The sequence below is a fragment of the Nonomuraea sp. GTA35 genome (assembly GCF_041950525.1).
Taxonomy (GTDB): domain Bacteria; phylum Actinomycetota; class Actinomycetes; order Streptosporangiales; family Streptosporangiaceae; genus Nonomuraea.
The window spans coordinates 238060-263959 of record NZ_JBGNUV010000016.1; the positions used below are offsets into that span (position 1 = coordinate 238060).

The following is a 25900-nucleotide window of genomic DNA, read 5'->3' on the forward strand; positions in this document are numbered from 1 at the left end:
GTTCATTGAAACCTGGATCTTTTTCGATCACATCATAATTATGCCGTCACTACCCGCCAGTTTTGCTTGACCATCGACATAAGGCGCCTTTAGCATCCGGCAATATGAGGGACATAAGCCAGAAACCGCCCGATGGCCGAAGGATGAGCACCCTCGGGACAGGTTTCATGGGCCTGGCGCATGCCCGGACCCCGCGGTCAGCCGGTGCGACCTGCCTCCGGTCAGCCGTGTCGCCCCCCGAGAAGTCTCATCAGACCGGTCTCCGCGTGGCGGCGAGCCGGAGGTGGACCGAGTGCTGAGCATGCGCGGCATCGGCAAGAGCTTCCTGGGAGTACGGGTACTGTCCGGGATCGATCTCGACGTGGCCGCCGGCGAGGTGCACGCCGTCGTCGGCGAGAACGGCGCCGGCAAGTCCACCCTCATGAAGATCATCTGCGGAGTGCACCCGCCGGACGAGGGCACGATCGAGATCGACGGCCGGCCGGTCTCCTTCGGCCATCCGCTCGACGCGCAGCGCTCCGGCATCGCGATCATCTACCAGGAGTTCAACCTGCTGCCCGAGCGCACCGTCGCCGAGAACGTCTTCCTCGGGCGCGAGCCCGTCAGGCGCGGCCTGGTCGACCGGGCGGCGATGGAGCAGGCCACCGCACGGCTCCTCGACGAACTCGGCGAAGGCTCCTTCGGCCCGCGCGACGCCGTCAAGCGGTTGTCGGTGGCGCAGCAGCAGGTGGTCGAGATCGTCAAGGCGCTGTCGGTGAACGCCCGGCTCGTCGTCATGGACGAGCCCAGCGCCGCCCTCGCCGAGCACGAGGTCGAACTGCTCTACCGGCTGATCGGGCGATTACGCGAGCGCGGCGTCGCGGTGCTCTACATCTCCCACCGATTACGAGAGGTGTTCGACCTCGCCGACCGGGTCACCGTGCTCAAGGACGGCTCCCTCGTCACCACCCGCCCGATCGCGGAGGTCACCTCCGACGAGCTGATCCGCCTGATGGTCGGCCGCGACCTCGGCACCTACTTCCCGCCCCGCTCCTCGGGCGTCGGCGAGACCCGGCTCAGCCTGCGCGGAGCGGGCAACCACAAGCTCCATGGCATCGATCTGGAGCTGCGTGCCGGGGAGATCGTCGGCATCGCGGGCCTGCAGGGCTCCGGCAGGTCCGAACTGGCCAAGGCGATCTTCGGCGCGGAGCCGTTCACGGAAGGCGAGATGACGCCGTCGCGCCCCCGGTCGGTACGCGAAGGCGTGGCCCTGGGCATCGGGCTCGTGACCGAGGACCGCAAGGCCGAAGGGCTCGCCCTGCGCCAGTCGGTACGTGACAACGCGCTGCTCGTCGCCCGCGCGGTGGGCGGCAAGGGCCGCAACGGCGTCCGCGACCTGCTCGAACGCGTACGTCTCTCGCCACCGCGCCAGGACCAGGAGGTCCGCTACCTGTCCGGCGGCAACCAGCAGAAGGTCGTGCTGGCCAAATGGATGACGATGGTGCCGCGCGTAATGCTGTTCGACGAACCGACCCGGGGCGTCGATGTGGGGGCCAAGGCCGCCATCCATGACCTCATGCGCGAGCTGGCGGACGGCGGCATGGCCATCATGATGATCTCTTCCGAGTTGCCCGAGCTCATCGGCATGAGCGATCGCATCGTGGTCCTGCGCGACGGCCGGATCGCCGGCACGTTGCCCGCCGGCCCATCGGAGGAGGCCATCATGCGGCTGGCCGCGGCGGAGGCGGTGGTGTCATGAACGGCGTCCCGGTAGCGGCGCGGCTGCGGGAGCCCACCCAGGTGGTGTTCCTCGCGCTGCTCGGCCTGGTTGCGCTCGGCTGGGTCCTCGTCGCGCTCGACGGCGGCCAGTTCCTGACCATGGAGAGCGTCGTCGGGATCCAGCAGCGTTCCGCGGCCCTCGGCATCGTGGCGATCGGGCAGACGCTGGCGATCCTGGCCGGGTCGCTCGACCTGTCCGTGGCGTACCTGATCAGCCTGAGCTCGCTGGTCGCGGCGGAGATCATGGCGGGCCGGGACGGGAACATCGGGCCGGCGGTCGCCGCGGTGCTGGCCGTCAGCGCGCTGGTGGGGCTGGTCAACGGGCTGGTCATCACCAGGCTCCGGGTCCACGCCTTCATCGCCACGCTCGGCGTCGCCCTGATCATCAGGGGCATCGTCGACCACCTGTACGACGGACCCGCAGGCAAGGTGCCCGAGTCGTTCCAGGTCCTCGGATATTCCAGAATCGGGCCGGTCCCCGTCTCCGCCCTGCTCTGGGCGGGCGTGGCCGTCGTGGCCTGGTTCCTGCTGAGCAGGACCCGGCTGGGCTACCGGATCTACGCGGTCGGCGGGAACGAGGAGGTCGCCAGGCTGTCCGGAATCCGTACCGGCCGGGTCGTCGTGATCACCCATGTGCTGTGCTCCGTCTGCGCCGGCATCGCGGGCCTGCTGCTGGCCAGCCGGCTCGGTGCCGGGGCGCCCACGGTGGGCACCGACGGCGGCTACGACCTGGAGTCCATCGCCGCGGTCGTGCTCGGCGGCACCGCGCTGGCCGGCGGCAGGGGCGGCGTGGCCGGGACCGTGGGCGGGGTCCTGCTGCTGGCCGTCCTGGACACCCTGTTCAACCAGCTCGAGATCAACTCCTTCGTCAAGGACGTGGTCCGCGGCGTGGTCATCGTCATCGCGGTGGCCGTCTACGCCCGACGTATCAAGGGACGGTCGGCATGAAGCGGGCACTTCCCATCCTGGCGGTCCTCGTGGTGCTGCTGGCCGCGATCGCCTTCGTCAATCCCTACTTCCTGGAGCCCGCCGGGTTCCTGGCGTTCCTCAAGCGGGCCGCGCCGCTGGTGATCCTCGCCGCGGGACAGTATTTCGTCGTCGTCTCCGGCGAGTTCGACCTGTCGGTCGGCTCGCTGGTGACGGCCGAGGTGGTGATCGCCGCCCGGCTCATCGACGGCGACGAGTCCGCCACCTGGCCGGTGCTCGCCCTGCTGATCGTCATCGGGCTGCTCGTCGGCCTCGTCAACGGCGTGCTCACCACCAAGCTGCGGGTGCCGTCGTTCATCGTGACGCTCGGCATGCTGCTCGTCCTGTCCGGTGCGGTCTTTCTCTGGACCGGCGGCGCGCCGCGCGGCGCGCTGTCGGAGGGCTTTCGCGCCTTCGGCCGCGGCGGGCTCGGACCAGTGCCGTGGTCAGCGCTGATCCTCCTTGCGATCGGCGCGGCGGCGATCTGGCTCATGCGCGCCGACTTCGGCAGGACGCTGATGGCCGCCGGCGACAACGAGCGCGCCGCGGCGCTGTCCGGGGTGCGGGTCGACCGGGTCAAGATCTTCGCCTTCATGCTCTCCGGCCTGTCCGCGGCCGTCACGGCGATCCTGCTCGGCGGTTTCGCCGGCGTCTCCGCCCAGGTCGGTCAGGGGCTGGAGTTCTCCGCCATCACCGCGGTCGTCCTCGGCGGCGTGGTGCTCGGCGGCGGCCGCGGTTCCGCGCTCGCCGCCATGGCCGGGGCCTTCACGCTGGAGGCGCTGTTCACCCTGCTCAACCTGTACGGGATCTCGGGGGCGCTGGAGTTCACCGTGCAGGGCGTCATCATCATCGCCGCGGTCGCGGCAGGAACCATCCGGCTTTCCTGGAAGCTCACCCCCCGAAAAGGAGACGCACATGCCGCGTCGTAAGGCCACCGTTGCCGTGTTCGCCGCGCTCGCCCTCGCGGGCTGCACCACCGACAAGCCGCCCGCCGCCCAGAGCAGCAGCGCGCCCGCCACGAGCGCCGCCCAGACCGGCCAGGGTTCGGGCACGGGCGCGCAGTCGAAGTTCTTCGTCCAGGCGGACTTCGACGCCCAGCTGGCCATGCGGTCGCAGACCCCGCAGGGCCCCGACGGCAAGCCTTGGGAGCAGGCCATCGCCCCTCAGATGACCGACACCAAGACGTTCAAGAAGGACGGGCCGTACCACCTGTGCTTCTCCAACGCGGCGGTCAACAACCCCTGGCGCCAGGTCGGGTGGAAGACGATGCAGGCCGAGGTCGGCCTGCACAAGGAGGTCGCGAAGTTCACCGCCCTGGACGCCGAGGGCAAGGACGACAAGCAGATCTCCGACATCGCCGAGCTGCAGGCCAAGGGCTGCGACGCGCTGATCGTCTCGCCGAACACCACGGCGACGCTCACCCCCGCCGTGACGGCCGCCTGCGGGAAGGTGCCCGTCATCGTCTTCGACCGGGGCGTGGAGACCGACTGCCCGGTGACGTTCATCAAGCCCATCGGCGGCTACGCCTTCGGCGCCGACGCCGCCGAGTTCCTGGCCGAGAAGGTGCCGGCGGGCGGCAAGGTGCTGGCTCTGCGCATCCTGCCCGGCGTGGACGTGCTGGAGACCCGGTGGTCGGCCGCGAAGGTGGTCTTCGACAACAGCCGGCTCCAGGTCGTGGGCGTGGAGTTCACCGACGGCGACGCCGCCAAGACCAAGAGCATCGTCAACGACTACATCCAGCGGCACGGCAAGATCGACGGCGTCTGGATGGACGCGGGCGCCACGGCGGTGGCCGCCGTCGAGGCGTTCGAGGACGCCGGCCTGCCGGTGCCGCCGATCAACGGCGAGGACCAGCAGGACTTCCTGCAGAAGTGGAAGGACAAGAGCCTCACCGCCGTCGCGCCCACGTACCCGACCTACCAGTGGCGCACCCCGATCATCGCCGCCCTGAAGATCCTCAAGGGCGAGGAGGTGCCGAAGGTCTGGAACCTGCCCCAGCCCAAGATCACCGGGGAGACGCTGCCCACCTACCTCCAGCCGAACATGCCGCCCCTGCACTACGCCCTGTGCGGCTGCGAAGACCTGCCCGGGTTCCCGGAGAACTGGGGCGGAAAGAAGAGCTGAGCCGAGACGACGACGAAGAGGGAGCCATGTTCTCCATCGGAGTGAACACCTGGGTCTGGGTCTCCCCGCTGACCGACGACGACCTGGCGCGGCTCGCGCCCCGCGTCGCCGGCTGGGGCTTCGACGTCATCGAGCTGCCCGTCGAGCAGCCCGGCGACTGGGATCCGGACAAGGCCGCGGCGCTGCTGGCCGAGCACGGGCTGGCCGCCTCCGTGGTGCTGGTCATGCCGCCGGGGCGCGAGCTCGTGGCCGCCTCACCGCAGACCGTCCGCGCCACCCAGGACTACCTGCGGCACTGCGTCGACGTGGCGGTGACCGTCGGCTCCCCGGTGATCGCAGGGCCTGCGTACGCCTCGGTCGGCCGTACCTGGCGGCTCTCGCCGGACGAACGCCGGGCGGCCTACGCCGAGCTGCGCGAGAACCTGCGGCCCGTCCTGGACCACGCGGCCGAGCGCGGGGTGAAGCTCGCGGTCGAGCCGCTCAACCGGTACGAGACCAGCCTCCTCAACACCGTCGAGCAGGCGCTCGACGCGCTGCCCGAGGACTGCCACCTGGCACTCGACGTCTACCATCTGAACATCGAGGAGAAGGACCCCGCCCAGGCGGTACGGGCCGCGGCGGGCCGCCTCGCGCACGTGCAGGTGTGCGGCACCGACCGCGGCACGCCGGGGGCCGACCGCTTCGACTGGCCCGCCTTCACCCGGGCCCTGCAGGAGGCCGGCTACACGGGCCCGCTCGTCATCGAGTCCTTCACCGCGCACAACCAGACCATCGCCACCGCGGCCTCCATCTGGCGGCCCCTCGCGGAAAGCCAGGACGCGCTCGCCGTGGACGGCCTCGCCCACCTGCGCATCCTCTGACGCACGCCGGCGCGCGCCCCAACGGACGCGCGCTTCCCAGCAGAGTTCCGTGCACGCCTCGCCTTGAGACATCCCCGCCCCCCGGAGATTCGCCATGCGACGATTTCTCGCTGCCCTCTTACTCCCCGCGTTGTTACTGGTGCTGTCGCCTCCTCCCGCCCTGGCGACCGGCACGGCCCTCCACGGGTTCCGCGCCCTGCTGTTCACCAAAGCAGTGGGGTACGTGCACGACTCCATCCCGGCCGGCATCCAGATGGTGAACGAGCTGGCCGCCGCCCACGCCTTCGAGGTGGTGCAGAGCGCCGACTCCTCGGTGTTCAACGACACCGACCTGGCCGGGTTCGACGTCCTGATCATGCTGCAGAACTCCGGCATGGTCTGGGAGAACGACGCCCAGCGGCAGGCGTTGCAGAGGTTCGTCCGATCACGCAAGGGCGTCGTGGCCATCCACAACGCGCTCGACATGGGCGTCGAGAACGAATTCCCCTGGTGGGACGAGCTGATCAACGGTGGCGCCCACATGCCGGCGCACTCGCCGGGCACCCTCCAAGGGCTGGCCAAGGTCGTCGACCGGGTGCACCCCTCCACCAAGAACCTCCCGCGGCGGTGGCAACGGGCGGAGGAGTGGTACAACTTCGCGCCGAACCCGCGCGGCAACGTGCACGTCCTGGTCGCCGCGGACGAGACGACCTACAACCCCGGCTCCTCGGCCATGGGGCCGGACCACCCGATCTCCTGGTGCCGCCAGGCCGAGAGCGCTCGGGTGTGGGCCACCGCCATGGGACACGAGGCGAGCGCGTACGCCGAGCCGGAGTTTCGCGAGCACGTCCTCGGCGGCGTCGAGTGGGCGGCGGGCGCCCAGCCGGGCGATTGCGGCGGCACCGTGTGGAGCAGCTTCGAGAAGGTCACCCTCGACGACAACACCAGCAACCCGATGGAACTGGACGTCGCTCCCGACGGCCGCGTGTTCTACGTCCAGCGCCAGGGCGAGGTGAAGATCTACAAGCCCGACACCCACCTGACCGTCACCGCCGCCACCCTCGACGTCTACACCGGCGGCGAGGACGGCCTGGTCGGCATGGAGCTGGACCCGGACTTCGCCCAGAACGGGTGGATCTATGTGTACTGGTCGCCGTCTGGCAGCGCCGAAGACGTCAACCGGCTGTCCCGGTTCACCGTGCAAGGGGACACCATCGACCTGAGCACCGAGAAGAAAATCATCGAAATCCCCGCCTATCGCGCCCGGACCTACCCCGAGCCCGGACACACCGGCGGCGCGGTCGAGTTCGGGCCCGACGGCAGCCTCTACCTGAGCGTCGGCGACGACGTGCCGCCGAACCTGTCGCCCGACTGGCAGGGGTACGCGCCGCTCGACTGGCGTCCCGGCCAGCAGATGCTGGACGCCGCCCGTACCGCGGGCAACACCAACGACCTGCGCGGCAAGATCCTGCGGATCAAGCCGAAAGCCGACGGCGGCTACGACATCCCCGAGGGCAACCTGTTCCCGCCGGGCACCGCCAAGACCCGCCCCGAGATCTACGCCATGGGCTTCCGCAACCCCTTCAGGTTCACCGTCGACGCCAAGACCGGTTACCTGCACGTGTCCGACTACGGCCCGGACCGGGGTGGCGCCACCACCGACCGGGGTCCCGAGGGGCTGGTGGAGTACAACGTCATCAAGAAGGCCGGCAACTTCGGGTGGCCGTTCTGCCACGGTGACAACCAGCCGTACGCGCCGTACAACCCCGACTCCAAGGAGGTCGGCGCCAAGTTCGACTGCGCCGCCCCCGTCAACGAGTCGCCGAACAACACCGGCCTCACCGAACTGCCGCCGATCGACAAGCCGATCATGTGGTACGGCTACGGCACCTCCCCCGCCTTCCCCGAGCTCGGCTCGGGCGGCTCGGCACCGATGAGCGGCCCCGTATACCGCTACAACGCCGACAACCCGTCGGAGACCAAGTTCCCGCCCTACTTCGACGGCGTGAACTTCTTCTACGAATGGTCGCGCCACTACGTCAAGGAGATCCACCTCGACTCCGACGACCAGGTCCTCAAGATCAACAGCTTCCTGGGCAACACCCCGTTCCTCAAGCCGATGGACATGACCTTCGGCCCGGACGGCGCGATGTACCTGCTGGAGTGGGGCACCGACTTCGGCGGCGGCAACAACGACTCCGGCCTCTACCGGATCGACTACGCGGCCGGCGCCCGCTCGCCGGTGGCCAAGGCCACCTCCTCGCGGGCCGACGGCGCCGTCCCGCTGACCGTCGAGTTCGACGCCTCCGGCAGCTACGACCCCGACGGCGACCCCCTTACCTACGCCTGGGACTTCGACGGCGACGGCACCGTCGACTCCACCCAGGCCAAGGCCGCCCACGTGTACCGGACGGTGGGCCGGTTCACCGCTCAGCTCAAGGTGAGCGACAGCACCGGCAAGGAGGGCTTCGCCAACATCGAGATCACCGCGGGCAACAGCCGGCCCACGGTGACCATCGAGACCCCGCTGAACGGCTCGCCGATCCAGTTCGGCCAGGACGTCCCGTACAAGATCAAGGTCACCGACCCCGAGGACGGCGAGATCGACTGCGCCAAGGTGTTCGTCAACCCGGCGCTCGGCCATGACGACCACGAGCACGAGACCGTCGAGCTCCCCGGATGCGAGGGCGTCGTCAACACCGGCGACCTCGGCGGCCACCCCGACGGCGCCAACCTGTTCTACGTGCTCAACGCCCATTACACCGACGGTTCCCAGGAGATGCCGCTCACCGGCCGCGCCAAGGCGATCCTCCAGCCCATGCGCAAGCAGGCCGAGTTCTTCACCGCCCAGGCGGGCGTACGCGTCATCGACGAGCCGGGCGCCGAGAGCGGCAAGCGCATCGGCGACATCAGCAACAACGACTGGATCTCGTTCACCCCGATGAACCTGCACGCCGTCAAGGGCGTGAACTACCGGCTGTCCAGTCCCACCGGCGGCGGGACGATCGAGCTGCGCGCCGAGTCTCCCACCGGCCGGCTGCTGGCCGGCACCACGGTCCCCAGTACTGGGGGCTGGAACAACTACCAGCAGACCCAGACCGTCCCAGTGGCGGCGGACGCGGCCACCTCGACGCTCTACGTGGTGTTCAAGAACTCCGTCAACAACGCCTTCGACCTGGACGCCGTTCAGTTCGTGAGCGCGGCTCCGCCTCCCGTGATCGAGCCGGGCCTCTACACGGTCACCGCCCAGCACAGCGGCAAGAACGTGACCACGCAGGACGCGTCAACGGCGGACGACGCCAAGCTCGTCCAGATGGGCGCCACCGACGACCCCATCCAGCGGTGGGAAGTCATACCCGCGCCCGGCGGTTACCAGCTCAAGAACGCCGGCAGCGGCAAGTGCGCGGACGTCCCGGGTGGCACGACCACCCCCGGCACCCAGCTCGTTCAGTGGACCTGCCACGCCGCCGGCAGTGCCGACGCACCCAACCAGTACTTCACCCTGGTCCCGGCCGGCGACGGCCTCTTCCAGATCGTCTCGGCCAAGACCGGACTGTGCGTCGACGTCTTCGGCGTCTCCCAGGATGACGGCGCCGCGGTGATCCAGTGGAACTGCACGCTCGCACCCAACCAGACCTTCCGCCTCACCAAGGCCGGTGGTGGCCCCGCCGACCAGACCGCGCCGACCACCACGGCGAAGCAGAACCCGGCCGAGCCGAACGGCGAGGAGAGCTGGTACAGCGCCGCTCCGGTCGAGATCATCCTGACCGCCTCCGACGAGGAGGGCGGCTCCGGCGTGGCCGCCACCGAATACCGGATCGACGGCGGCGCCTGGACCGCCTACAGCACGCCGTTCACGATCAGCGGCGACGGGGCGCACACCCTCGAATACCGCTCACGGGACGGCGCGGGCAACGTCGAGCAGGCCCGCTCGCTCACACTCAAGATCGACACGAGCGCGCCGCGGACCGCCGCGTCGTTCGCTCCGCCCAACGAGAAAGGATGGAGCAAGAACTCGGTCCCCGTCGAGCTGACCGCGCAGGACGCCCACTCCGGTGTCGAACTCGTCGAGTACTCGCTCGACGGTGGCGGCTGGACGGCCTACGCCGGGACGCCCGTGGTGGTCGACGGCGACGGCGAGCACGAGCTGCGCTACCGCACAACCGACGCGGCGGGCAACGTCGAGGAGGAGAAGGCCGCGGTGTTGAAGATCGACGCCACCAAGCCCATCCTGCTGGTGTCCGGCGTGGCCGACGGCGAGGTGTACGGCGACGCCCAGGACGCGGTGATCACCTGGGAGGCCGTGGACGTCACCTCAGGCGTCAACAACACGACCGGCACCCTCGACGGCGCCCCGCACACGTCGGGTTCGGTGCTGCCGCTGTTCACCCAGACACTGGCCACGCACACGGTCGCGGTCACGTCAACGGACAACGCCGGCAACGCGGTGACCACGTCGGTACGATTCGGTGTCACCACCTCGCTGCGGGACATGCAGAACCTGCTCGACCGGTTCCGGGCCACCAGCTGGCTGCCACCGGCCGCGCACGGCAAGCTGATGAGGAAGCTCACCCAGGCCCGCAAGGCCGAGACCTCCGGTAAAGACGACCGGGCGGTGCGGCTCCTCGGTGAATTCAAGAAACTCGTCGCGGACGGGACGCTCGTCCCGCGCGCCGACGTACGTCAGGTGCTCATCCGCGACGCTGACAAGGTGATCTCGGTCATCGGCGGCTGAGACAACCGAATGCCCTCCTGGGCCGCCGCCCCACCACACGGCGGGGCGGCGGCACGGGCGTGCCCGTCATCGAGGGAGCGGCCGGTCGGCGAAGGGGCGAGCTGTTCCCCGATGGGCGCGACCTCCCGCCCGCGCGAAGGGGCGGGTCTCGCCCTACCCCGTGGTGCGCGCTCCCGATCTCGGCGGGGAAGGCGTGGACATCGCACCCGCGCTTCCCCCTCTCCCCTGAAAAACGCGGCGCCGGCGCGGGCGCCCAGCAGCACATCCAGGCCACGGCAGAGCGCCATGGTCAGGAGGCCGGCGCGGGTCCCCTTGGCGGCCACGTCGTAGGCCCGGACGACGGCGGCCAAGGGGACGGCCGGCCGCCCGGGGCGCGGACCAGCTCCAGCAGGTCGCGCGGCGCGATCATCGCGGAGCGCCCCCTGTGCCGTACGCCTCGACGGCGGCTTCCAACGCCCGCCACTGCTCGGCCAGCGCGTGCGGGACCGAGCCGAGGGGATCCTTGAAGAAGAAGGCCAGCTCGGTGAGCGCGATCGGGGACCACTCCCGCCACGGCCAGCGCGGCCGCCTTCTTCTCCAGAGGCGTCGAGACGATGTCGTGGCCGCCGAAGACCAGGTCCCCGATGCCGGTGCAGGGCGTCACTGCGCAGTCCGGGCGACTCCAGAACGCATCCGGTCGGCTCGTCCAGGCGCGCCCGGATCGCCAGTGCCCCGATCATCGTGGTGACCGCGACTGATCCTCGTGCCCCGATCAGCCATAATCCCGTTTTCATTGCTCTCCTCTGGCTGCTGTGCTCTGGCGATCGGTCCGCCGGGACGGCGGTGTCGCCGTCCCGGCGAGCTGCGCTACTCGGCGGAGAACGCTGCGTCGAAGGCGGCGGTGGGCGGGGTGATGGCGTTGAGCTCGCGGAAGCAGTCCTCCCACGGCACGTCGCCCCGGCCGGTGGAGACGAAGTCCCAGCCGCGGCGCAGGTCGGCCCAGGGCAGGTGTGACGACAGCCGGCCCCGGCGGCCGTTACCGGTGCGTACCTTGGCGTCCTCGCAGTCCACGTGGTAGATCCGGTCGGCGAAGTCGAGAATGAAGCCTGCCGGGTCGAGGTCCTGCCACACCATGTGAGAGGGGTCCCAGTTCAGCCCGAACGCGGGACGGTCCCCGATGGCCTCCAGGGTGCGCACGGTGGTGTGGTGGTCGTAGGCGATCTCGCTGGGATGCACCTCGTGGGCGAAGCGCACGCCCACCTCGTCGAAGACGTCGAGGATCGGGTTCCACCGGTCGGCGTAGTCGGCTCGTGGCCGAGGAAGATGTTCTCGGTGACGTTCAGCCCCTCCACCAGGTCGAGCTCCTGGTACATCGTGGAGATGCCGAGGCGGATGGCGGCGGTGGGGCCGGTCAGACGGGCTTCCTGACCGGCGAAGGTGATGGTGCCCTCGTCGGGCTGGTGGGCCCCGGCCAGGATCTTGATGAGGGTGGACTTGCCGGCGCCGTTCTGGCCGAGCAGGCAGTGCACTTCGCCGGCGCGGACGGCATCGAGGTCGGCGTGAACGATGCCGATACGGCTCCGGCGGCCGGTCAGGCGGGGCGGGACGTTCGGGGGTGACAGAGCATGGCGGGGTTACCGCCCGCCTGAGGGCATGCGCCATGGCCGCGGCACTTGTGTGGGCGGGGTGTGCCGAGGCGTGCGAGACGATCAGGCGGACGGGAGGTCTAGGGGTGGCCGGTTTCTTTCGGTCATCTCGATGGCTGGGGATGTCGGATCTCGATGTTGGCGGGGTCGGACAGTGCTCGTTCGACGACGACGCCGGCGGCTCCACGTGAGGCGGCGCCGAAGCCGAGGTCGGAGGCGGCGAACCGGCAGCGACCGGCCGCGCCGCTCATCCCGAGGCGTGCCAGCTCCTGCTCGGCGGCGGGGATGATCAGGTCGGCGAGCCGGGCGAAGTAGCCGCCCAGCACGATCACCCGCGGGTTGAAGAGGTTGACCAGTATGGCCGCGCCGATTCCGAGCCACCGGCCGACTTCCGCGATGGCTGCGTCGACCCGTGGGTCTCCGTCGGCGCGTCGCTGCTCGATCTCGGCCAGCCGCTCCTCCGGGTCGCGGACGATCCGGGACCTCATGCCGTACGCGCGGTCGGGGGTGGCCATGCGCACCAGCGCGGCCAGCCCGACCTTGGTCTCCCAGCAGCCGGTGAGGCCGCAGCGGCACGCCTCGCCGGACGGGTCGACCACGACGTGGCCGACCTCCCCGGCGAAGCCGTCCGCTCCGCCCAGCAGCCGGCCGCCGGAGATGACGCCGCCGCCGACGCCGACCTCACCGGTCAGGTAGACCAGGTCGGGGGTGCCCGCGGCGACGCCCGAGGTGTATTCGGCCAGGGCGGCGAGGTTGGCGTCGTTGTCGACTCCGATGGGGACGTCTCCCGGAATGTCGGCGTGGGACAGCCGCTCCGCCACCGCCACCCCGCGCCAGCCGAGGTTCGGGGCGACGACCACGGTGCCGCTGGTGGTGTCGACCAGGCCGGGGACGGCCACGGTGATCCCGGCCGGCGTGATCCCGAGTCGTTCGAGATCGGCCACGGTCTTCTCGATCACGCGGGCCAGCTCGTCCAGTGAGCGTTCCTGGCCGGACCCCATCGCATCGAAGCCGATGCGCCGGTCGATGAGCACCCTGCCTGCCAGATCGGTGGCCATCGCGGCGATGTAGTCGACGTTGACCTCCACGCCCAGGGCGCCGACCCGCGAACCGTCCAGGACGAGCGCGACACCCGGGCGGCCGACGGAGCCCGCGTGCTGCGGTCCCGTCTCCTTGACCAGTCCGCGTGCCTGCAACTCGCTCACCAGGCTGGTGACGGTGGTCTTGTTCAACCCGGTCGCGACGGTGATGGCCGACCGGGAGCAAGGGCCGTGCCCGCTGACGTGACGCAACACCAGTGCGAGGTTGGAACGTCGCACGGTGGTCTGGTCCGCGGGAACTCCCGCGGACAGGCCCCGGCTCATCGAGTCGCCTGTTGGGGCGTCAGGCCTGCTGGGGTGCACGCCGCTCCTTCGGAATTAGTACGTATGGCTCGCCGAATTAAAGGCGGTCATCTCCGGGGGAGGCAAGAGGGAAAGCGGTTGCAAGTTGCATAACAGTTCGATAACTGCATCGAAAACGACGACTGAGCCGGTCGAAGGCCAGCGATGCCAACTTGTTACTGAATTCGGTGGTGCATGGCCGGACATTCCCGTGTTACAACGCTCATTAATTGATCCCGGAGACAAACAAAGGGTGGGTGGCGCGGGTGACGTACGAGCACCTCACCCGCACCTCCAACGGCGACCCTCCGCCGGCGGGCTCGGCAGCACTCCGAAGGGCGAACCTCTCATCGGTGCTGCGCGAGCTGCGCGACCACACCTCTCTGTCTCGCGCCGACATCGCCGCGGCAACCGGACTGCACCGGGCCACCGTCAGCAACCTCATGGCCGAGCTGCTGGATCGGCGGCTGGTGCGGGAGGTCGGTGTCGAGCACGTGGGGACGATCGGGCGGCCCAGACGGGCCGTGGCGCTGCACGGCGCGCACGTCGGCGCCCTGGGCATGGAGATCAACGTCGACTACATCGCCGTCCACGGCACCGACCTCAGCGGCCGCCTCCTGGTCGAACGCCGGGTGGTCTTCGACGCGATGGGCAACGGCCCGGATCGCGCGGTACGCCGGCTCGGACTCGTGGCCACGGAGGCCGTGGAGGCGATGCGCCGGGCCGGAGCGAGCCCGGCCGGTATCACGGTGGCCGTCCCCGGGCTCGTGGACGTGGCCCACGGTGTCGTGACGTTCGCACCGAACCTCTACTGGCACAACCTGCCGCTGGCCGACCGGCTGACCTCCGTGCTCGGCCCGCTGAAAGTGCCGGTACGGGTGGACAACGACGCCAATCTCGCAGCCCTGGCCGAATACACCTCCGGCGTCGCCGCGGGCACCTCCGACCTGGTCTACCTCACCGGTGAGGTCGGCGTCGGCGGCGGGATCATCTCGGGCGGCAAACTCCTGCTCGGAGCGGACGGATTTTCCGGCGAAGTCGGACATCTATCTGTCGACCCGAACGGCGGCCGGTGCGGCTGCGGCCGCACCGGCTGTTTCGAGACCAAGGTGGGTCTTGCCGCGCTCGTCGGTGCGGCCATGCCGGAGCAGGCGTACGGGCTGCCTGGCAGACCGGTGCCGGATCCCGGCGAACGGGTGGCCGACATCGCCCGAGGGCTGGCTTCCGGCGACGCGCGGATGATGAAGGCGGTGGCCCAGGTCGGCCAATGGCTCGGGCTCGGCGGCTCGATCGTGGCCAACCTGTTCAACCCGCGAGTGATCGTCATCGGCGGCTACTTCGCCTCCCTGGCCGAGTGGCTGCTGCCACACGCGCAAGATCAGCTGCAACGGCTCATGGTGGCCGCTCCCGCCGCCCAGTGCCGGTTCGTCGCTTCCACGCTCGGCTTCGGCGCCGCGTCCCGTGGCGCCGCGAGCATGGTGGTCAGCCAGATCATCGAGGACCCGACCACGGCCACAAGCCCACCCCGGCCGGCAGCCTACTGACGGCCCCCGCAAACCTGGAGACGGCACCCTCCAGCAACCGCAACACCCGCTACGAATCAAGTGGCAACAAGCGCGGCGGCGCGCGCCTTGCCTGACGTCCCCCGGTCAGGAAAGGGTTTCCATGTCACCACGTCTTCGAACGTGGGCCCGGCTGCTCAACGCGCGGCCCTGCCAGAGAACGGGCGTCGTCCGCGGCGTCGGATCGCCGCGGCGATGGCCCTCGCCCTCGTCGCCCCCGTCATCACGCTCTTGGCCGCACCGGCGAGCGCCACCCTGCTCGCCGCACCGGCCGCAGCGGAAACCGCCGCGGCGCCGGCCTTCAAGGTACTCGTCTTCTCCAAGACGACCGGATTCCGGCACGACGCGATCCCCGAGGGCATCGCGGCCGTGGGGAAACTCGGCCAGGACAACAACTTCGCGGTCGACACGACCGAGGACAGCGCCCTGTTCACCGACGACAACCTCGCGCAGTACCAGGCCGTGATCTTCATATCCACGACCGGTGACCCGGCGCCCGCTGAGCAGGCGGGAAGTGGCCGGCCGCGTCCGCCCACCACATTGGCCAGCGTCCTGAAGGAGCCGGCCGATGAGCCCCACCAGCATTCGATCGTGTTCGCGACCGGCAGGAACCCGTCGCGGATCTTCTCGAAGGCGGAGCTGAACGAGTTGCTCATGGCGAACGGGCCGAGCCAGGGACCAGGGCGATGACGCACACCACCCGGAACACGAGTCCACCGGCGGTGACGCCGACCCACATCAGCACCTCCTCCCACCCGGACAAGTTGCTGGTGTGCACGTCCGATTCCACCATGACCGACACGCCGGTGGACGTCACGGTGAAGGCGCCGTCGAACTCGCGCGGTTACAGGTCACGCGCCCCGGGGAGGTCCGCGGGATGCGCCGCGATCTCCTCCTGGATGGTCTCGCTGAGGAGGTCGTTGCGGTTGTTGAACGCGTTCGCCCACGCGGTCAGTTCGGCCCGATCGAACCCCTCGGGCATCGCGAAGTTCAGCGTGACCGTGGTCGCGGCGCTCGCCGCCGGCTGAAAGCCGACCTGAAGAAGCAGGCACAGGGTGACGGGCAGGGACGTCACGAACCTGCCCCTTGGTCACCGATGGGGTCGGGACAGCGGCTGTCCGAACCGGCGGCGGATGATGCCGCATGGGGGTGAGGACCAGCTGTGACCGCGCGGCCGGTTCCGCCGGTTGGTTGTCGTGGGCGTTCGGAAAGCCTGCGGCCTGGCCGGTGGCGGATGGAAAGATGCAGGTGCGATCCACCGGCCGACGAGGCCGTAGTCATCAGGTCGTCCTGCCGCGCGATTCAACTCGCCGCACGCGAGAGCGCCGCCGGTATGTGCCTGCGCGTCGAAGTTCCGCCGGCTGGCAGCGGCCGCTGTTCCACGACGCGCGTAAGCGGCGATACGCCCCTTGCTCCGTCGCCCAGTTTATGCCGGTAGAAGGCATTTTTCCCTCACTCTCAGTCGGGACGCTCCGTGCGGCGCCTCCCCCAAGCGCGCATGCAACCGCCATAGAAATGCCAGTCGCTGCACGGAGGCGCAACGAGTCCCACCCAAACAAGTGGATAGTTCATCCGCTTCTGCTATGATCCATCGAAGCGGATGAACTATCCGGATAGATGGGAGTGTGCCATGAGGGCAACGGCGATAGTGACGGCCGGGACGGCAGGCATCGGGCTGGAGACTGCCGCGGGACTGGCCGCGGCAGGGTTCGCGGTCACGGTCATCGGACGCGACCCCGCACGAGGCGCGCACGCCGTCCACCGCATCAATGCCATCAACCCAGCCCACTCCTCCCGGTTCCTGGCCGCCGACCTCGCCTCGCTGGACACGGTCCGCACCGTGGCCGGCCGCATCGCCGCCGAAGGCCCGCTGACCGTCCTGGTCAACAACATCGGGGCGATGTTCCCCCGGCGCCAGAACACCACCGACGGCATCGAAGCCAGCTTCGCCATCAATCACCTCTCGCCGTACCTGCTGACCGAGTTGCTGATCCCCGTTCTGACGGCCGGGGCGCCGAGCCGGATCGTGAACGTCTCCTCAGGGGCAATCGGCCTGGCCCGGCGCACCTTCGACACCGTCGAGCCCCGCGGCGGCTACTACGGCTTTCACTGGTACGGCAGAGCCAAGCTGGCCAATCTCGCCTATGCGCTCGACCTGGCCAGACGACTCGACGGCACCGGCGTGTCGGTCTTCGCCGCCGACCCGGGCGGCGCCGCAACGGACATGACCAACGGCACCATGCGCGACCCCAGGATTGTCTCCCCAGGTCTGCGCCTGCTCTGGCCCCTGGTCCGGCGCAGGTTCGAGCACTCCACCTCGGGACCGGCGGCGGCGGCCGCCCGCTCGTCGATCCTCGCCGCGACCGACGTCTCCCTGGCCGGCCGGACCGGCCTGCTCATCGGGCCGCAAGGTCATCCGGTCACCCCCTCCCGCTGGGCCACCGACCCTCGAACCGTCCAAGCGGTCCGCCGCCTCAGCGAAGGCCTCGCACCCACGGTCGCCAACGTCGATATGGATGAGCTATCCGGATAAACTGCGCGCATGACGACTCCCTTGCGCAAGGACGCCGCCCGCAACTGGGAACGGATCGTCGCCGTGGCCAGGGAACTCATCGACGATGGCACACCGCTCCAGCTCAACGACGTCGCCCGCCACGCCGGACTGGGCGTCGGCACCGTCTACCGGCATTTCCCCACCGCCGAGGCGCTGATGGAGACGCTCGCCAGTGCGTGTCTGGCGGAACTGGCCGCCCACGGCGAACAGGCGCTGGCCGATGACGACCCCTGGCGAGCACTGACCGGTTTCCTGTCACGCACTGTCCAAGCACAGCTCACCGACGCCTCCCTCGCCCCGGTGATGGCCGCACCCACCGACACCCTGCCACGCACCACAGAACTCAAGGCAGCCGTGTGGTCAGCCGGCGAACGACTACTCGCCCGGGCCCACCACGCCGGCGCGGTCCGCGCCGACGTGACCTCCGACGACATGGTCCCGCTCATGTGCGGCATCGCCTATGCCGCAACCCTTCACGGCAGCAGCCCCACGGCACGCGTAAGGGCCGCCCACCATTACCTGACCGTTCTACTGGAGGGACTGCACGTCTGACACCCAGCTTCGCGCCGGCTGAGACGTGCACGACGGGAACGGGACGCCGGCTGCCTGAGCCGCTGCGCCTCGACGACGGCGTGAACCCCGACCGCCGGTTCTGAGCCCTTGGGGCATCTGGGCCAGCAATCGCGACAGAGCCGCGGTGGTAGGGGGAGATCCCGCCGTTCGGCCTCCGGCCAGGTGGTCATACTCCGATGGACCCCAGTCGCCAGCCTTTGCTGGTCATCAGCGGGCAGCCCCGTCTGCGGGCGACGGTGAGACGAGGGTCGGGGGCGGGATCAGGCGCCGAGGTACATCAGGACGGCGCGGACGCGGCGGTGATCGTCGGTGGCCGTGGGCGGGAGATCCAACTTGGTGAAGATGGCGTTGATGTGTTTGCCGACCACCTTCTCGCTCACTCTCAGCTCGTTGGTGATCGCCGTGTTGGAGCGGCCCTCTGCCATGAGAGCGAGGATCTCGCGTTCGCGGGGCGTGAGGCGGGTCAGCGGGTCGTGGTGGCGGGTGAGGAGGCGGCGGACGACCTCGGGGTCGATGACGCAGCCGCCCACGGCGACCCGTTCGACGCCGTCGACGAACTCGCGCACCTCAAGGATGCGGTCCTTCAGCAGGTAGCCGATGCCGCCGTCGTTCGTGGACTCCAGAAGCTTGGCGGCGTAGGCGGTGGCCACGTACTGGCTGAGGATCAGGACGGGAAGCCCGGGGTGGGCGCGGCGAAGGGCGACGGCGGCGCGCAGGCCCTCGTCGGTGAAGGTGGGCGGCATGCGTACGTCGGTGACCACGATGTCGGGGGACTGCTCGGCGACGGCGGCGGACATCGCGTCCGGATCGCCGGCGGCGGCCACCACCTCGTGACCGAAGCGGGCCAGCAGCGCGGCCAGCCCCTCGCGCAGCAGTAACGCGTCCTCGGCGAGCACTATGCGGAGCACGGCAACTCCAGGCGCAGGATCGTGGGCCCGCCGGGCGGGCTGGTCAACGTGATGGTGCCGGCCAGGGCGTCGACCCGGTCGGCCAGCCCGGTCAGGCCGGTGCCGAGCGCCGGGTCCGCGCCGCCCTTGCCGTTGTCGCCTACGACGATGGTCAGGGTGTCGGCGGTGGCCGAGCCGGTCACCGTGATCTCGGTGGCGGCGGCGTGCCTGCCCGCGTTCGTCAGGGCCTCGGCGACGACGAAGTACGCCGTGGACTCCACGGGCGCCGGTAATCGTTGCGGCACGTCCATCGCCACGGTCACCGGCACGGCCAAGCCCGCCGCGAGGTCGGCGACGGCAGCGTGGAGGCCCAGGTCGGTGAGCACCCGGGGGTGGATGCCGTGGACCAGCGCGCGCAACTCGGCGAGCGCGGCTCTGGCCTCGTCGGCCGCCTGTGCGAGCAGGGCTCGGGCGGCCTCGGGGCCGTGGTCGAGTTCGAGCTGGGCCGTGACGAGCGTCATGCCGAGCCGCAGGAGCCGCTGCTGGGCGCCGTCGTGCAGGTCGCGCTCGATGCGGCGGCGTTCCGATTCGAAGGCGTCGATGAGGCGGGCGCGGGAGCTGGTCAGCGAGCGGACGCGGGCCTCGTCGCCGGGGGAGAGCAGGAGGCGGGCGAGCGCGCCGTGGGCCAGCGCGGCGAGGGCCGTCGCGTAGGAGAGGAGGACGGCGGTGCCGAGCACGGCCAGCGCAGCCCCGCCGACCAGCGCGAACACCTGGCCGTCGGCGGCGTCGGCCCGCATCGCGGGCGTGGCGGACGCCGGTCCGCCGGGCTGCGAGGTCGTGAGGTTGGCAACGCCGCTCAGGTAGACCAGCGCGGGGGCCGAGCCGAGCAGCAGCGCCACGACGTTCACGGCCAGCAGCACGCTGCCGTGCAGCACCAGGTAGGCCAGCTCGCGCCAGGTGGCCGCGTCGGTGTGCCGAGCCCTCAGCCAGGCGGCGAGCCCGGCGTGGCCCGGGACGCGGTGCGCGTCGGGCAGCGCGGGGAGGCCGAGGAGCGCGACGCGCCGCCGCTCGGCCGCCGCGAGCGGGGATGTCAGCAGCGGCATGAGCACGTACGCGCCCGCCACCAGCGCCACCGGAACCCACACCAGGGCAAGCAGGCCGCTGACCACGCCGGTGAGTACGTAGGCGGCGCTGCGCGGCGGCCAGGTGGACGCGACGAAGCGCAGGGGAGCCCCGCGCAGCGCCTCTGCCATTTCCATGGCCGCCACTGTACGAGGTAGGGCCTGCCCACCCCCGGAACTGGGTGCGGGGACTCCTGCGCCCGCCTGCCGCACCGCCTTGGATGGGCCTTCGACAAGTCGCGAAGGAGGAGCTTCATGATGGGATTCGCGCACAAGCTGGGTGCGGTGCTCGCGGGCACTGTGCTCGCGTTCCCGGGCGGCACCGTGCTTCCGGGCCGCGGCGCGGCAGCGGGGCCGAAGATCGCGTGGGCGCCGTGTGCGGCCAACCGGGCCGTCGAATGCGGTGAGCTGCAGGTCCCGGTCGACTGGGGCCGGCCGGGCGAGGCGAGGTTCGGCCTGGCGGTGGCCCGGCTCAAGGCAGCAGAGCCGGGGCGGCGCATCGGCGTCCTGGCGGTGAACGTCGGCGGCGGGCCGGGCACCGATTTCGTCCAGCGAGAGGCGAGCACGTACTTCAGCAAGGAGATCCTGGCGAGATTCGACGTCGTGGGGTTCGACCCGCGCGGCGTGGGACGCAGCTCCCCGGTGCGGTGCTCGGCCGACATCGTCCGGCGCGAGCCCCTGCCCACACCGCGTGACCAGGCCGACTTCGACCGGCTCCGGGCGTACGCCGCCGAGCTGGCCGCCGACTGCCGGCGCCGCACCGGACCGGTGGCCGATCACCTCGACGCGGTCAGCGTCGCCCAAGACCTCGACGCCGTACGGGCCGCGCTCGGCGAGCGCACGATCAGCTACCACGGCATGTCCGCGGGAACACTGCCCGGGCAGCACTACGCGGAGCTGTTCGGGCGCAATCTCCGGGCGATGTCGCTGGACAGCGTCCTCGACCACAGCCTGCCCACCGGCCGCTTCCTGGTGAGCCAGGCGGCCAACGCCGAGAACGCGTTCCTGGCGTTCGCCCGCTGGTGCGCCCGCGACCGGGCGTGCGCGCTGCACGGCAGGGACGTCCCGTCTGGGACGGGCTGATGGCCCGGGCGGACCGGGGCACGCTGCGCGATCCCGCCCTGGCCGGCCGCGTGCTGAGCGCGTACGACCTGGCCACGGAGGCGCATCTGGGCGGCCTCATGGGGCCGGATTACTCCTGGCTGGCCGCGCGGATCGCCTCGCTGGAGTCAGGGAGGCCGGGACCGCGCGGCGTCGTACGCGGCCAGCCAGGCCCCGAGATACGGGAGATCGAGCATCCGGCCCCCGCCGCCTGCCAGGATTGGTGGCTGACGATCCCCGACCACCGGCGGTTCGCCACCCACGCCGCGAAGATGCGCCGGGTCGCGCCCCACATGCGTACCCAGCCCGACACCCAGGCGTTCGCGCTGACCTGCGCCCTCTGGCCGGTCGAGCCGCGCAACCCCCAGCACCGGCTGAAGGTGCCGACGGGCACTCCCCCGATCCTGCTGGTCAACGCGCGTCACGACCCGGCGACCGGGCACGCGTGGGCGGTCGGCGTCCACCAGCAGCTCGGTCGGGGCGCGGCGCTGGTGACCTACGAGGGCGCGGGCCACGGCGCCTACCAGCGTACGGCCTGCACCCGGCGGGCGATCGACGACTACCTGCTGCACCTGCGCGTCCCCGCCGAGCGCCGCCTCACGTGCGGGCGCTGAGCCGTGCCTCCACCGCCGCCGGCTTGTTCGTGCGCCTGCTCGCGACGGTGCACGTCCACCACGGCCGAGTTCACCAGGGTGTTGTCCCGGTTCCGGAACGACATCTACGCCTGCCTCAAAGCATGGCGGCGGACCTGGTACTGATCCAGGCCGACCTCGTTCTTGGCGGAGGCGAAGCACTCCTCGATCGCCCAGCGGCAACCGGCGATGCGGACCAGCTCCTGCAGGGGGTTCCTGCAGGTCCGAAGCACAGATAGAAGGCCGGCTCGCGCTCGCCCTGGTCCTCTGGCGTGAGGCTGCGGCGGACCAGGAGCCAGCTGGAAGCCCGCCGGGCCGCCGAGATCGTCGTCGGCGTGCGGCGGCAGAGACGCCACCCGACGACCACCGCGCGCTACGACCGCCGCCCGGCCGCGACCAGACGGCCGCCGTGGCACGACTCCGCAGCCCCGGCCAGAGGACCTGCAAGTACCCTGACCCGCCGCTGGGCCCCGCGGACGCGCCATACCTACGCCAAGGTGGCCCGCCTGCGCCACGACGGCGCCGACCTGCCCCGCCCCCCCGGCAGGAGCGCTGCCCGGCCTCGCCGTCGCCACCATGACGGCCGACCTCCTCGACGCCCTCACCCGCCTGGTCCGCCTGCTGGACAGGCCCCGCGACCAGGCGGTGCTGGCGCCGCTGGTCAAGCGCGAGATCCTGTGGCGGCTGCTCACCGGGGAGCAGGGCGCCGCCGTACGCCAGCTCGGCCTGGCAGGCAGCAGCCTCAGCCACGTGGCCAGGGCCGTCCGCTGGATCCAGGACCACTACGCCGAGCCCTTCCGCGTGGAGGACCTGGCGCGGCTGGCCGGCATGAGCCCGTCGGCGTTCCACCGCCACTTCCGGACCGTCACGGCGCTGAGCCCCATCCAGTTCCAGAAGCAGCTGCGCCTCCAGCAGGCCCGGCTCCTGCTGGCCGCCCATCCCGGCGACGTCACGGGCGTCGCGCACCGCGTCGGCTACGACAGCCCCTCCCAGTTCAGCCGCGAGTACCGCCGCCAGTACGGCCACCCACCGAGCCACGCCACCCGCCTCGGCTCCCCGGTCGCGGCGGCTGCGAAGGAAGGGCAGGTGGTCGACGGCGCGGGCTGACAGTCGGCTGCCGCGGTGGCGGTTGAGGAACAGCGCCGGGCGGCCCGCGCCCGGCCAGATGCCGCGTTCGGTCTTCAAGTCTTCGACGGCCTCGCGCACGGTGGCGTCCAGCAGGGGGACTTCGCGGGAGGTTTCGCCCTCGCCGTTGCGGACGAGGACCTTGCCTTGCCCTTGCGGGCGGGGAGTGGCACGTCGTCGATGTTCAAGGTGACGAGCTCGGCGACGCGCAGCCTCGCCAGATCGCTACACGGCGTATAAGAATGACTACACACAGTTAAGGGCGGGTGGGTGGGAAACCCGGCCCCGCAAGAGCACGGAGACAGCCATGGCTCTCAGATACGCCGACTTCAAGCAGCAGCTCAAGGACATGGGAGACCCGCTCGCCGACGAGGTCGTCACCCAACTGCTGGACGCAGGCCAGGTCAACACCGTCAATGACGTCTTCCGGCAGATCAGCACCGCCGGCTCCGACATCCCCGCCGGCGCGCCCCCCGTGCTGCGCGACTACATGGAATCGACCCGGCAGTTCCCCTCCTGGGTCACCCCGGGCGAGCTGGCCCGCACGGCCGCCTTCTTCCAGCGCTATCAGGGCGAGGCCGCCACCCTGCAGGCCACCGCGGGCCTGGTCGGCACCTACCTGTCGCCGATGGGTGCCAAGACCCTCGACTCCACCCACGTCCTGCGCCAGCCCCATCGCCGCCTGTCGCAGTCGACCCGGCTGTTCGTCGGCATGGGCAACGAGGACGCCTTCACCTCGCACTCCAAGCTGGTGCCCACCTGCCAGAAGGTCCGGCTCATCCACGCCGCCATCCGCCAGCTCCACCTGCGCTCCGGCCAGTGGGACCAGGCCCGCGACGGCATGCCCGTCTCCCAGCTCTACACCGCCGGCGCCGCCCTGGTCTTCTCCGTCGGCATCCTGGACGCGATGGACAACCTCGGTTTCAAGGTCGCGCCGGCCGACGCCGAAGGCTTCTACTTCGCCTGGCGGATCGTCGCCCACTTCCTCGGCGTGCCCGACGGCATCCTGCCCGAGGGCTACCCGGCAGGACGCGAGCTGTGGCACGAGGCACGCCCCCACGAATGGGCCTCCAGCCCCGAAGGCATCAACCTCACCCGCGAATGCATCGAGCTCTACCAGCGATACGTCGGTGTGCCGGGCGCCGTGGCCGCCTTCCTGCGCCTGGCCCTCGGCAACACGTACGCGGACATGATGAAGATCCCCAAAAACGCCGTCCTGGACCCCGTGGCCCAAATCGGCGGCCTGTTCAACAAGGTCCTCGCCGCCACCCCGCTGTATGAGACCCCGCCCGTCAAGAAGGTGCTCGGCGAGCTGAGCAACGCTGTCCAGGAGATCTCCATAGAGGCCTTCACCCACGGCCAGGAAACCGAACCGCAGATGGCCGACCGCATCGTCAGCGCGTAGCCTCCCGGCTTCGGGCGGGCCGCCCCCCGGTCCCGCCCGAAGGCCGGCGGGGGGGCTACGGACTGCTGCCACAGACCGAGCCGGCGTCAGCAATCTGATGGTCCAGCTTCCCCTCGCCCCCACAGCGAGAGGAAGCACAACCCATGGCCCAACCGCCTGCCAGCGCCGCGGCGGTTGCCACCGGCGGCCGAGGTCGTCACTACGGACTGGACACACCCGTCAGCGGTCGGTGTTGGCGGGTGTGTCGCCGTGGGACTCCAGCAGCCCGGCGAGCGTGGCCGCCAGGTGCGAGCGCTCATCGGCGCCGAGGCCCTCCACCAGGCGGGCCTCGTTGGCCAGGTGGAGGGGGAGGATCTCGTCGATCAGTTCGAGAGCGCGCGAGGTGAGGCGTATCTTGACGGAGCGGCGGTCGGCGACGTCGGGCGTGCGCGTGACCAGGCCCTTGGCCGCCATGCGGTCGACCCGCAACGTGATCGCCCCGGTGGTGACGAGGGAACGACTCCGGCCGGCCCGCCTCGATGTTGATGCTCTTCGCGCCCGGCGCGCCCCGGGAGGAGTACTTCGAGAACGTCGGCGAGATCGCCGGTCTCGGCGAAGAAGAACGCGCGGAGTTCTTCTCCTCGGCGAAGGACTGCCAGGCCTCCTGCGTTCCCCGCTGGCTACATCGGCCCTTCGCCGGAGCTTCGGGAGTCCTGGGCTGTCACCGAGCATCGTATGGAGGCCGGCGTGCGCCCCATGAGGTCGCGCGCGGTACGGGTGAGGTGGGCCTGGTCGGCGAAGCCCGCGGTGGCGGCGGCCATGGCCACCGTCGTAGCCGGGAGGTCAGCGATCGCGGCGCGAAGCCGCCCCCATTGGCGCAGGCGGGTGAGCGGAACGCCCACGCCCTGCCGGACGAGCGCGCGCAGCCGCGGGGCCGACAGACCGACCTCAGCGGCGACGGAGGCGATGGAACCGTCTGGATCGGGAGACGAACACAGCCGGACGGCATGGGCCACTCTCGGGTCGAGCGCCGGCGGGGCCCCGGTGAGAGTGCTCACCTCGATGTATCCGGCGGCCAGGTCCGCGGCAGTACCGGGCCCGTCGGAGTCGCCTGCGCCGAGTGCGGAGAGCAGACGACGGACCTCGGTGGCGTCGAGCCGGGTCGGTTCGCTGCCGGGGGGCAGCAGCCACGAGTCGATGAACAGGGCGACATAGGACGAGGTCGCCGCGCAGGTGTGGGCGAGCTGGGGCGGGACGATCAGCCCGGCCGCCGTCATCATGGGCCGCCCCGGCCGGAGGAGTTCGGCCTGGCCGCCGACCGGCAGCACGACCTTCCACACGGGCAACCGATGCTGGGCGACGCCGAACGCGTGAGACTCGGCGAACATCGTCGCCTCGGCGCCGGAGGCGTAGACGAGCCGGCGATCGTTTTGTTCAAGCGCCCAGGCATGGAGTGGCTGAATCATCGCGCCATGCACACTATCGCTGCCGTCGGTCTGGCAGTTTTCCTGGTCGTCACGGGGGTCGCGCAT

General features: G+C 70.5%; 20 protein-coding genes and 3 pseudogenes. 14 read left to right on the plus strand and 9 right to left on the minus strand.

The window, feature by feature from the left end:
* The first annotated feature begins 301 nt into the window (after nt 1-301).
* From ACBJ32_RS48755 to ACBJ32_RS48780, 6 genes are all read left to right on the plus strand, one after another.
* Nucleotides 302-1738: a sugar ABC transporter ATP-binding protein gene (locus tag ACBJ32_RS48755; protein WP_375132772.1), complete on the plus strand. Its 1437-nt coding sequence runs from the start codon at nt 302-304 to the stop codon at nt 1736-1738.
* Nucleotides 1735-2706: an ABC transporter permease gene (locus tag ACBJ32_RS48760; RefSeq protein WP_375132715.1), complete on the plus strand. Its 972-nt coding sequence runs from the start codon at nt 1735-1737 to the stop codon at nt 2704-2706. Before ACBJ32_RS48755 ends, ACBJ32_RS48760 begins: the two co-directional genes overlap by 4 nt.
* Entirely contained in the window at nt 2703-3653 is a 951-nt protein-coding gene (locus ACBJ32_RS48765) for an ABC transporter permease (RefSeq protein WP_375132716.1), read from the plus strand. The genes ACBJ32_RS48760 and ACBJ32_RS48765 overlap by 4 nt, the downstream gene beginning before the upstream one ends.
* Nucleotides 3640-4848, plus strand: a complete 1209-nt coding sequence (locus ACBJ32_RS48770; RefSeq protein WP_375132717.1) for a substrate-binding domain-containing protein — start codon at nt 3640-3642, stop codon at nt 4846-4848. Before ACBJ32_RS48765 ends, ACBJ32_RS48770 begins: the two co-directional genes overlap by 14 nt.
* 26 nt (nt 4849-4874) lie before the next feature.
* Nucleotides 4875-5708, plus strand: a complete 834-nt coding sequence (locus ACBJ32_RS48775) for a sugar phosphate isomerase/epimerase family protein (RefSeq protein WP_375132718.1) — start codon at nt 4875-4877, stop codon at nt 5706-5708.
* Between the two features lie 94 nt (nt 5709-5802).
* Nucleotides 5803-10422, plus strand: a complete 4620-nt coding sequence (locus ACBJ32_RS48780; RefSeq protein ID WP_375132719.1) for a ThuA domain-containing protein — start codon at nt 5803-5805, stop codon at nt 10420-10422.
* Between the two features lie 846 nt (nt 10423-11268).
* Here the strand turns inward: ACBJ32_RS48780 and ACBJ32_RS48785 are convergent.
* From ACBJ32_RS48785 to ACBJ32_RS48795, 3 genes and pseudogenes are all read right to left on the minus strand, one after another.
* Nucleotides 11269-11706: pseudogene (locus ACBJ32_RS48785) on the minus strand (sugar phosphate isomerase/epimerase family protein); the annotation flags it as partial.
* A gap of 32 nt (nt 11707-11738) precedes the next feature.
* Nucleotides 11739-11930: pseudogene (locus ACBJ32_RS48790) on the minus strand (ATP-binding cassette domain-containing protein); the annotation flags it as partial.
* Between the two features lie 221 nt (nt 11931-12151).
* Nucleotides 12152-13366, minus strand: a complete 1215-nt coding sequence (locus tag ACBJ32_RS48795; RefSeq protein WP_375132720.1) for an ROK family protein — start codon at nt 13364-13366, stop codon at nt 12152-12154.
* Between the two features lie 329 nt (nt 13367-13695).
* Between ACBJ32_RS48795 and ACBJ32_RS48800 the strand changes: the two genes are divergently transcribed.
* Together ACBJ32_RS48800 and ACBJ32_RS48805 are read left to right on the plus strand one after the other, a co-directional pair.
* The gene (locus ACBJ32_RS48800) at nt 13696-14973 is read left to right on the plus strand and encodes an ROK family protein (protein ID WP_375132721.1); all 1278 of its coding nucleotides are present in this window, start codon (nt 13696-13698) and stop codon (nt 14971-14973) included.
* A gap of 213 nt (nt 14974-15186) precedes the next feature.
* Entirely contained in the window at nt 15187-15681 is a 495-nt protein-coding gene (locus ACBJ32_RS48805) for a ThuA domain-containing protein (protein WP_375132722.1), read from the plus strand.
* 154 nt (nt 15682-15835) lie between these two features.
* Here ACBJ32_RS48805 and ACBJ32_RS48810 read toward each other — a convergent pair whose 3' ends face one another.
* A complete protein-coding gene (locus tag ACBJ32_RS48810) occupies nt 15836-16066 on the minus strand; it encodes a hypothetical protein (protein WP_375132723.1) in 231 nt (76 codons plus the stop codon).
* A gap of 555 nt (nt 16067-16621) precedes the next feature.
* Between ACBJ32_RS48810 and ACBJ32_RS48815 the strand changes: the two genes are divergently transcribed.
* Together ACBJ32_RS48815 and ACBJ32_RS48820 are read left to right on the plus strand one after the other, a co-directional pair.
* On the plus strand, nt 16622-17524 hold the full coding sequence (locus ACBJ32_RS48815; protein WP_375132724.1) for an SDR family NAD(P)-dependent oxidoreductase: 903 nt from the start codon (nt 16622-16624) through the stop codon (nt 17522-17524).
* A 9-nt stretch (nt 17525-17533) separates the two neighbouring features.
* Nucleotides 17534-18097: a TetR/AcrR family transcriptional regulator gene (locus ACBJ32_RS48820; RefSeq protein ID WP_375132725.1), complete on the plus strand. Its 564-nt coding sequence runs from the start codon at nt 17534-17536 to the stop codon at nt 18095-18097.
* Nucleotides 18098-18378: 281 nt separating this feature from the next.
* Here the strand turns inward: ACBJ32_RS48820 and ACBJ32_RS48825 are convergent, their stop codons facing one another.
* Nucleotides 18379-19026: a response regulator gene (locus ACBJ32_RS48825; protein WP_375132726.1), complete on the minus strand. Its 648-nt coding sequence runs from the start codon at nt 19024-19026 to the stop codon at nt 18379-18381.
* Nucleotides 19014-20264, minus strand: a complete 1251-nt coding sequence (locus ACBJ32_RS48830; RefSeq protein ID WP_375132727.1) for a histidine kinase — start codon at nt 20262-20264, stop codon at nt 19014-19016. The genes ACBJ32_RS48825 and ACBJ32_RS48830 overlap by 13 nt, the downstream gene beginning before the upstream one ends.
* A gap of 117 nt (nt 20265-20381) precedes the next feature.
* Here ACBJ32_RS48830 and ACBJ32_RS48835 point away from each other — a divergent pair, with 117 nt between their 5' ends.
* Together ACBJ32_RS48835 and ACBJ32_RS48840 are read left to right on the plus strand one after the other, a co-directional pair.
* Nucleotides 20382-21209, plus strand: coding sequence for an alpha/beta fold hydrolase (locus tag ACBJ32_RS48835; RefSeq protein WP_375132728.1), 828 nt, complete (start codon nt 20382-20384; stop codon nt 21207-21209).
* Nucleotides 21209-21841: an alpha/beta hydrolase gene (locus ACBJ32_RS48840; protein WP_375132729.1), complete on the plus strand. Its 633-nt coding sequence runs from the start codon at nt 21209-21211 to the stop codon at nt 21839-21841. Before ACBJ32_RS48835 ends, ACBJ32_RS48840 begins: the two co-directional genes overlap by 1 nt.
* A gap of 128 nt (nt 21842-21969) precedes the next feature.
* On the opposite strand, the pseudogene ACBJ32_RS48845 reads toward ACBJ32_RS48840, so the two are convergent.
* Nucleotides 21970-22154 (minus strand): annotated as a pseudogene (locus tag ACBJ32_RS48845) (IS701 family transposase); the annotation flags it as partial.
* Nucleotides 22155-22411: 257 nt separating this feature from the next.
* On the opposite strand from ACBJ32_RS48845, the gene ACBJ32_RS48850 reads away from it, so the two are divergent.
* Complete coding sequence (locus ACBJ32_RS48850; protein WP_375132773.1) at nt 22412-22966, plus strand: helix-turn-helix domain-containing protein; 555 nt, start codon at nt 22412-22414, stop codon at nt 22964-22966.
* Between the two features lie 325 nt (nt 22967-23291).
* On the plus strand, nt 23292-24389 hold the full coding sequence (locus tag ACBJ32_RS48855; RefSeq protein ID WP_375132730.1) for an oxygenase MpaB family protein: 1098 nt from the start codon (nt 23292-23294) through the stop codon (nt 24387-24389).
* Nucleotides 24390-24608: 219 nt separating this feature from the next.
* On the opposite strand, the gene ACBJ32_RS48860 is transcribed toward ACBJ32_RS48855, so the two are convergent.
* Nucleotides 24609-25100, minus strand: coding sequence for a MarR family winged helix-turn-helix transcriptional regulator (locus tag ACBJ32_RS48860; RefSeq protein ID WP_375132731.1), 492 nt, complete (start codon nt 25098-25100; stop codon nt 24609-24611).
* Nucleotides 25049-25900, minus strand: coding sequence for a helix-turn-helix domain-containing protein (locus ACBJ32_RS48865; RefSeq protein WP_375132732.1), 852 nt, complete (start codon nt 25898-25900; stop codon nt 25049-25051). Before ACBJ32_RS48865 ends, ACBJ32_RS48860 begins: the two co-directional genes overlap by 52 nt.

Coding starts and splice junctions, on each gene's coding strand:
- ACBJ32_RS48755 (WP_375132772.1), top strand. CDS start 302: ATGCGCGGCATCGGCAAGAGCTTCCTGGGAGTACGGGTACTGTCCGGG.
- ACBJ32_RS48760 (WP_375132715.1), top strand. CDS start 1,735: ATGAACGGCGTCCCGGTAGCGGCGCGGCTGCGGGAGCCCACCCAGGTG.
- ACBJ32_RS48765 (WP_375132716.1), top strand. CDS start 2,703: ATGAAGCGGGCACTTCCCATCCTGGCGGTCCTCGTGGTGCTGCTGGCC.
- ACBJ32_RS48770 (WP_375132717.1), top strand. CDS start 3,640: ATGCCGCGTCGTAAGGCCACCGTTGCCGTGTTCGCCGCGCTCGCCCTC.
- ACBJ32_RS48775 (WP_375132718.1), top strand. CDS start 4,875: ATGTTCTCCATCGGAGTGAACACCTGGGTCTGGGTCTCCCCGCTGACC.
- ACBJ32_RS48780 (WP_375132719.1), top strand. CDS start 5,803: ATGCGACGATTTCTCGCTGCCCTCTTACTCCCCGCGTTGTTACTGGTG.
- ACBJ32_RS48805 (WP_375132722.1), top strand. CDS start 15,187: ATGGCCCTCGCCCTCGTCGCCCCCGTCATCACGCTCTTGGCCGCACCG.
- ACBJ32_RS48815 (WP_375132724.1), top strand. CDS start 16,622: ATGAGGGCAACGGCGATAGTGACGGCCGGGACGGCAGGCATCGGGCTG.
- ACBJ32_RS48820 (WP_375132725.1), top strand. CDS start 17,534: ATGACGACTCCCTTGCGCAAGGACGCCGCCCGCAACTGGGAACGGATC.
- ACBJ32_RS48830 (WP_375132727.1), bottom strand. CDS start 20,264: ATGGAAATGGCAGAGGCGCTGCGCGGGGCTCCCCTGCGCTTCGTCGCG.
- ACBJ32_RS48835 (WP_375132728.1), top strand. CDS start 20,382: ATGATGGGATTCGCGCACAAGCTGGGTGCGGTGCTCGCGGGCACTGTG.
- ACBJ32_RS48840 (WP_375132729.1), top strand. CDS start 21,209: ATGGCCCGGGCGGACCGGGGCACGCTGCGCGATCCCGCCCTGGCCGGC.
- ACBJ32_RS48855 (WP_375132730.1), top strand. CDS start 23,292: ATGGCTCTCAGATACGCCGACTTCAAGCAGCAGCTCAAGGACATGGGA.
- ACBJ32_RS48860 (WP_375132731.1), bottom strand. CDS start 25,100: ATGCTCGGTGACAGCCCAGGACTCCCGAAGCTCCGGCGAAGGGCCGAT.
- ACBJ32_RS48865 (WP_375132732.1), bottom strand. CDS start 25,900: ATGCGCGACCCCCGTGACGACCAGGAAAACTGCCAGACCGACGGCAGC.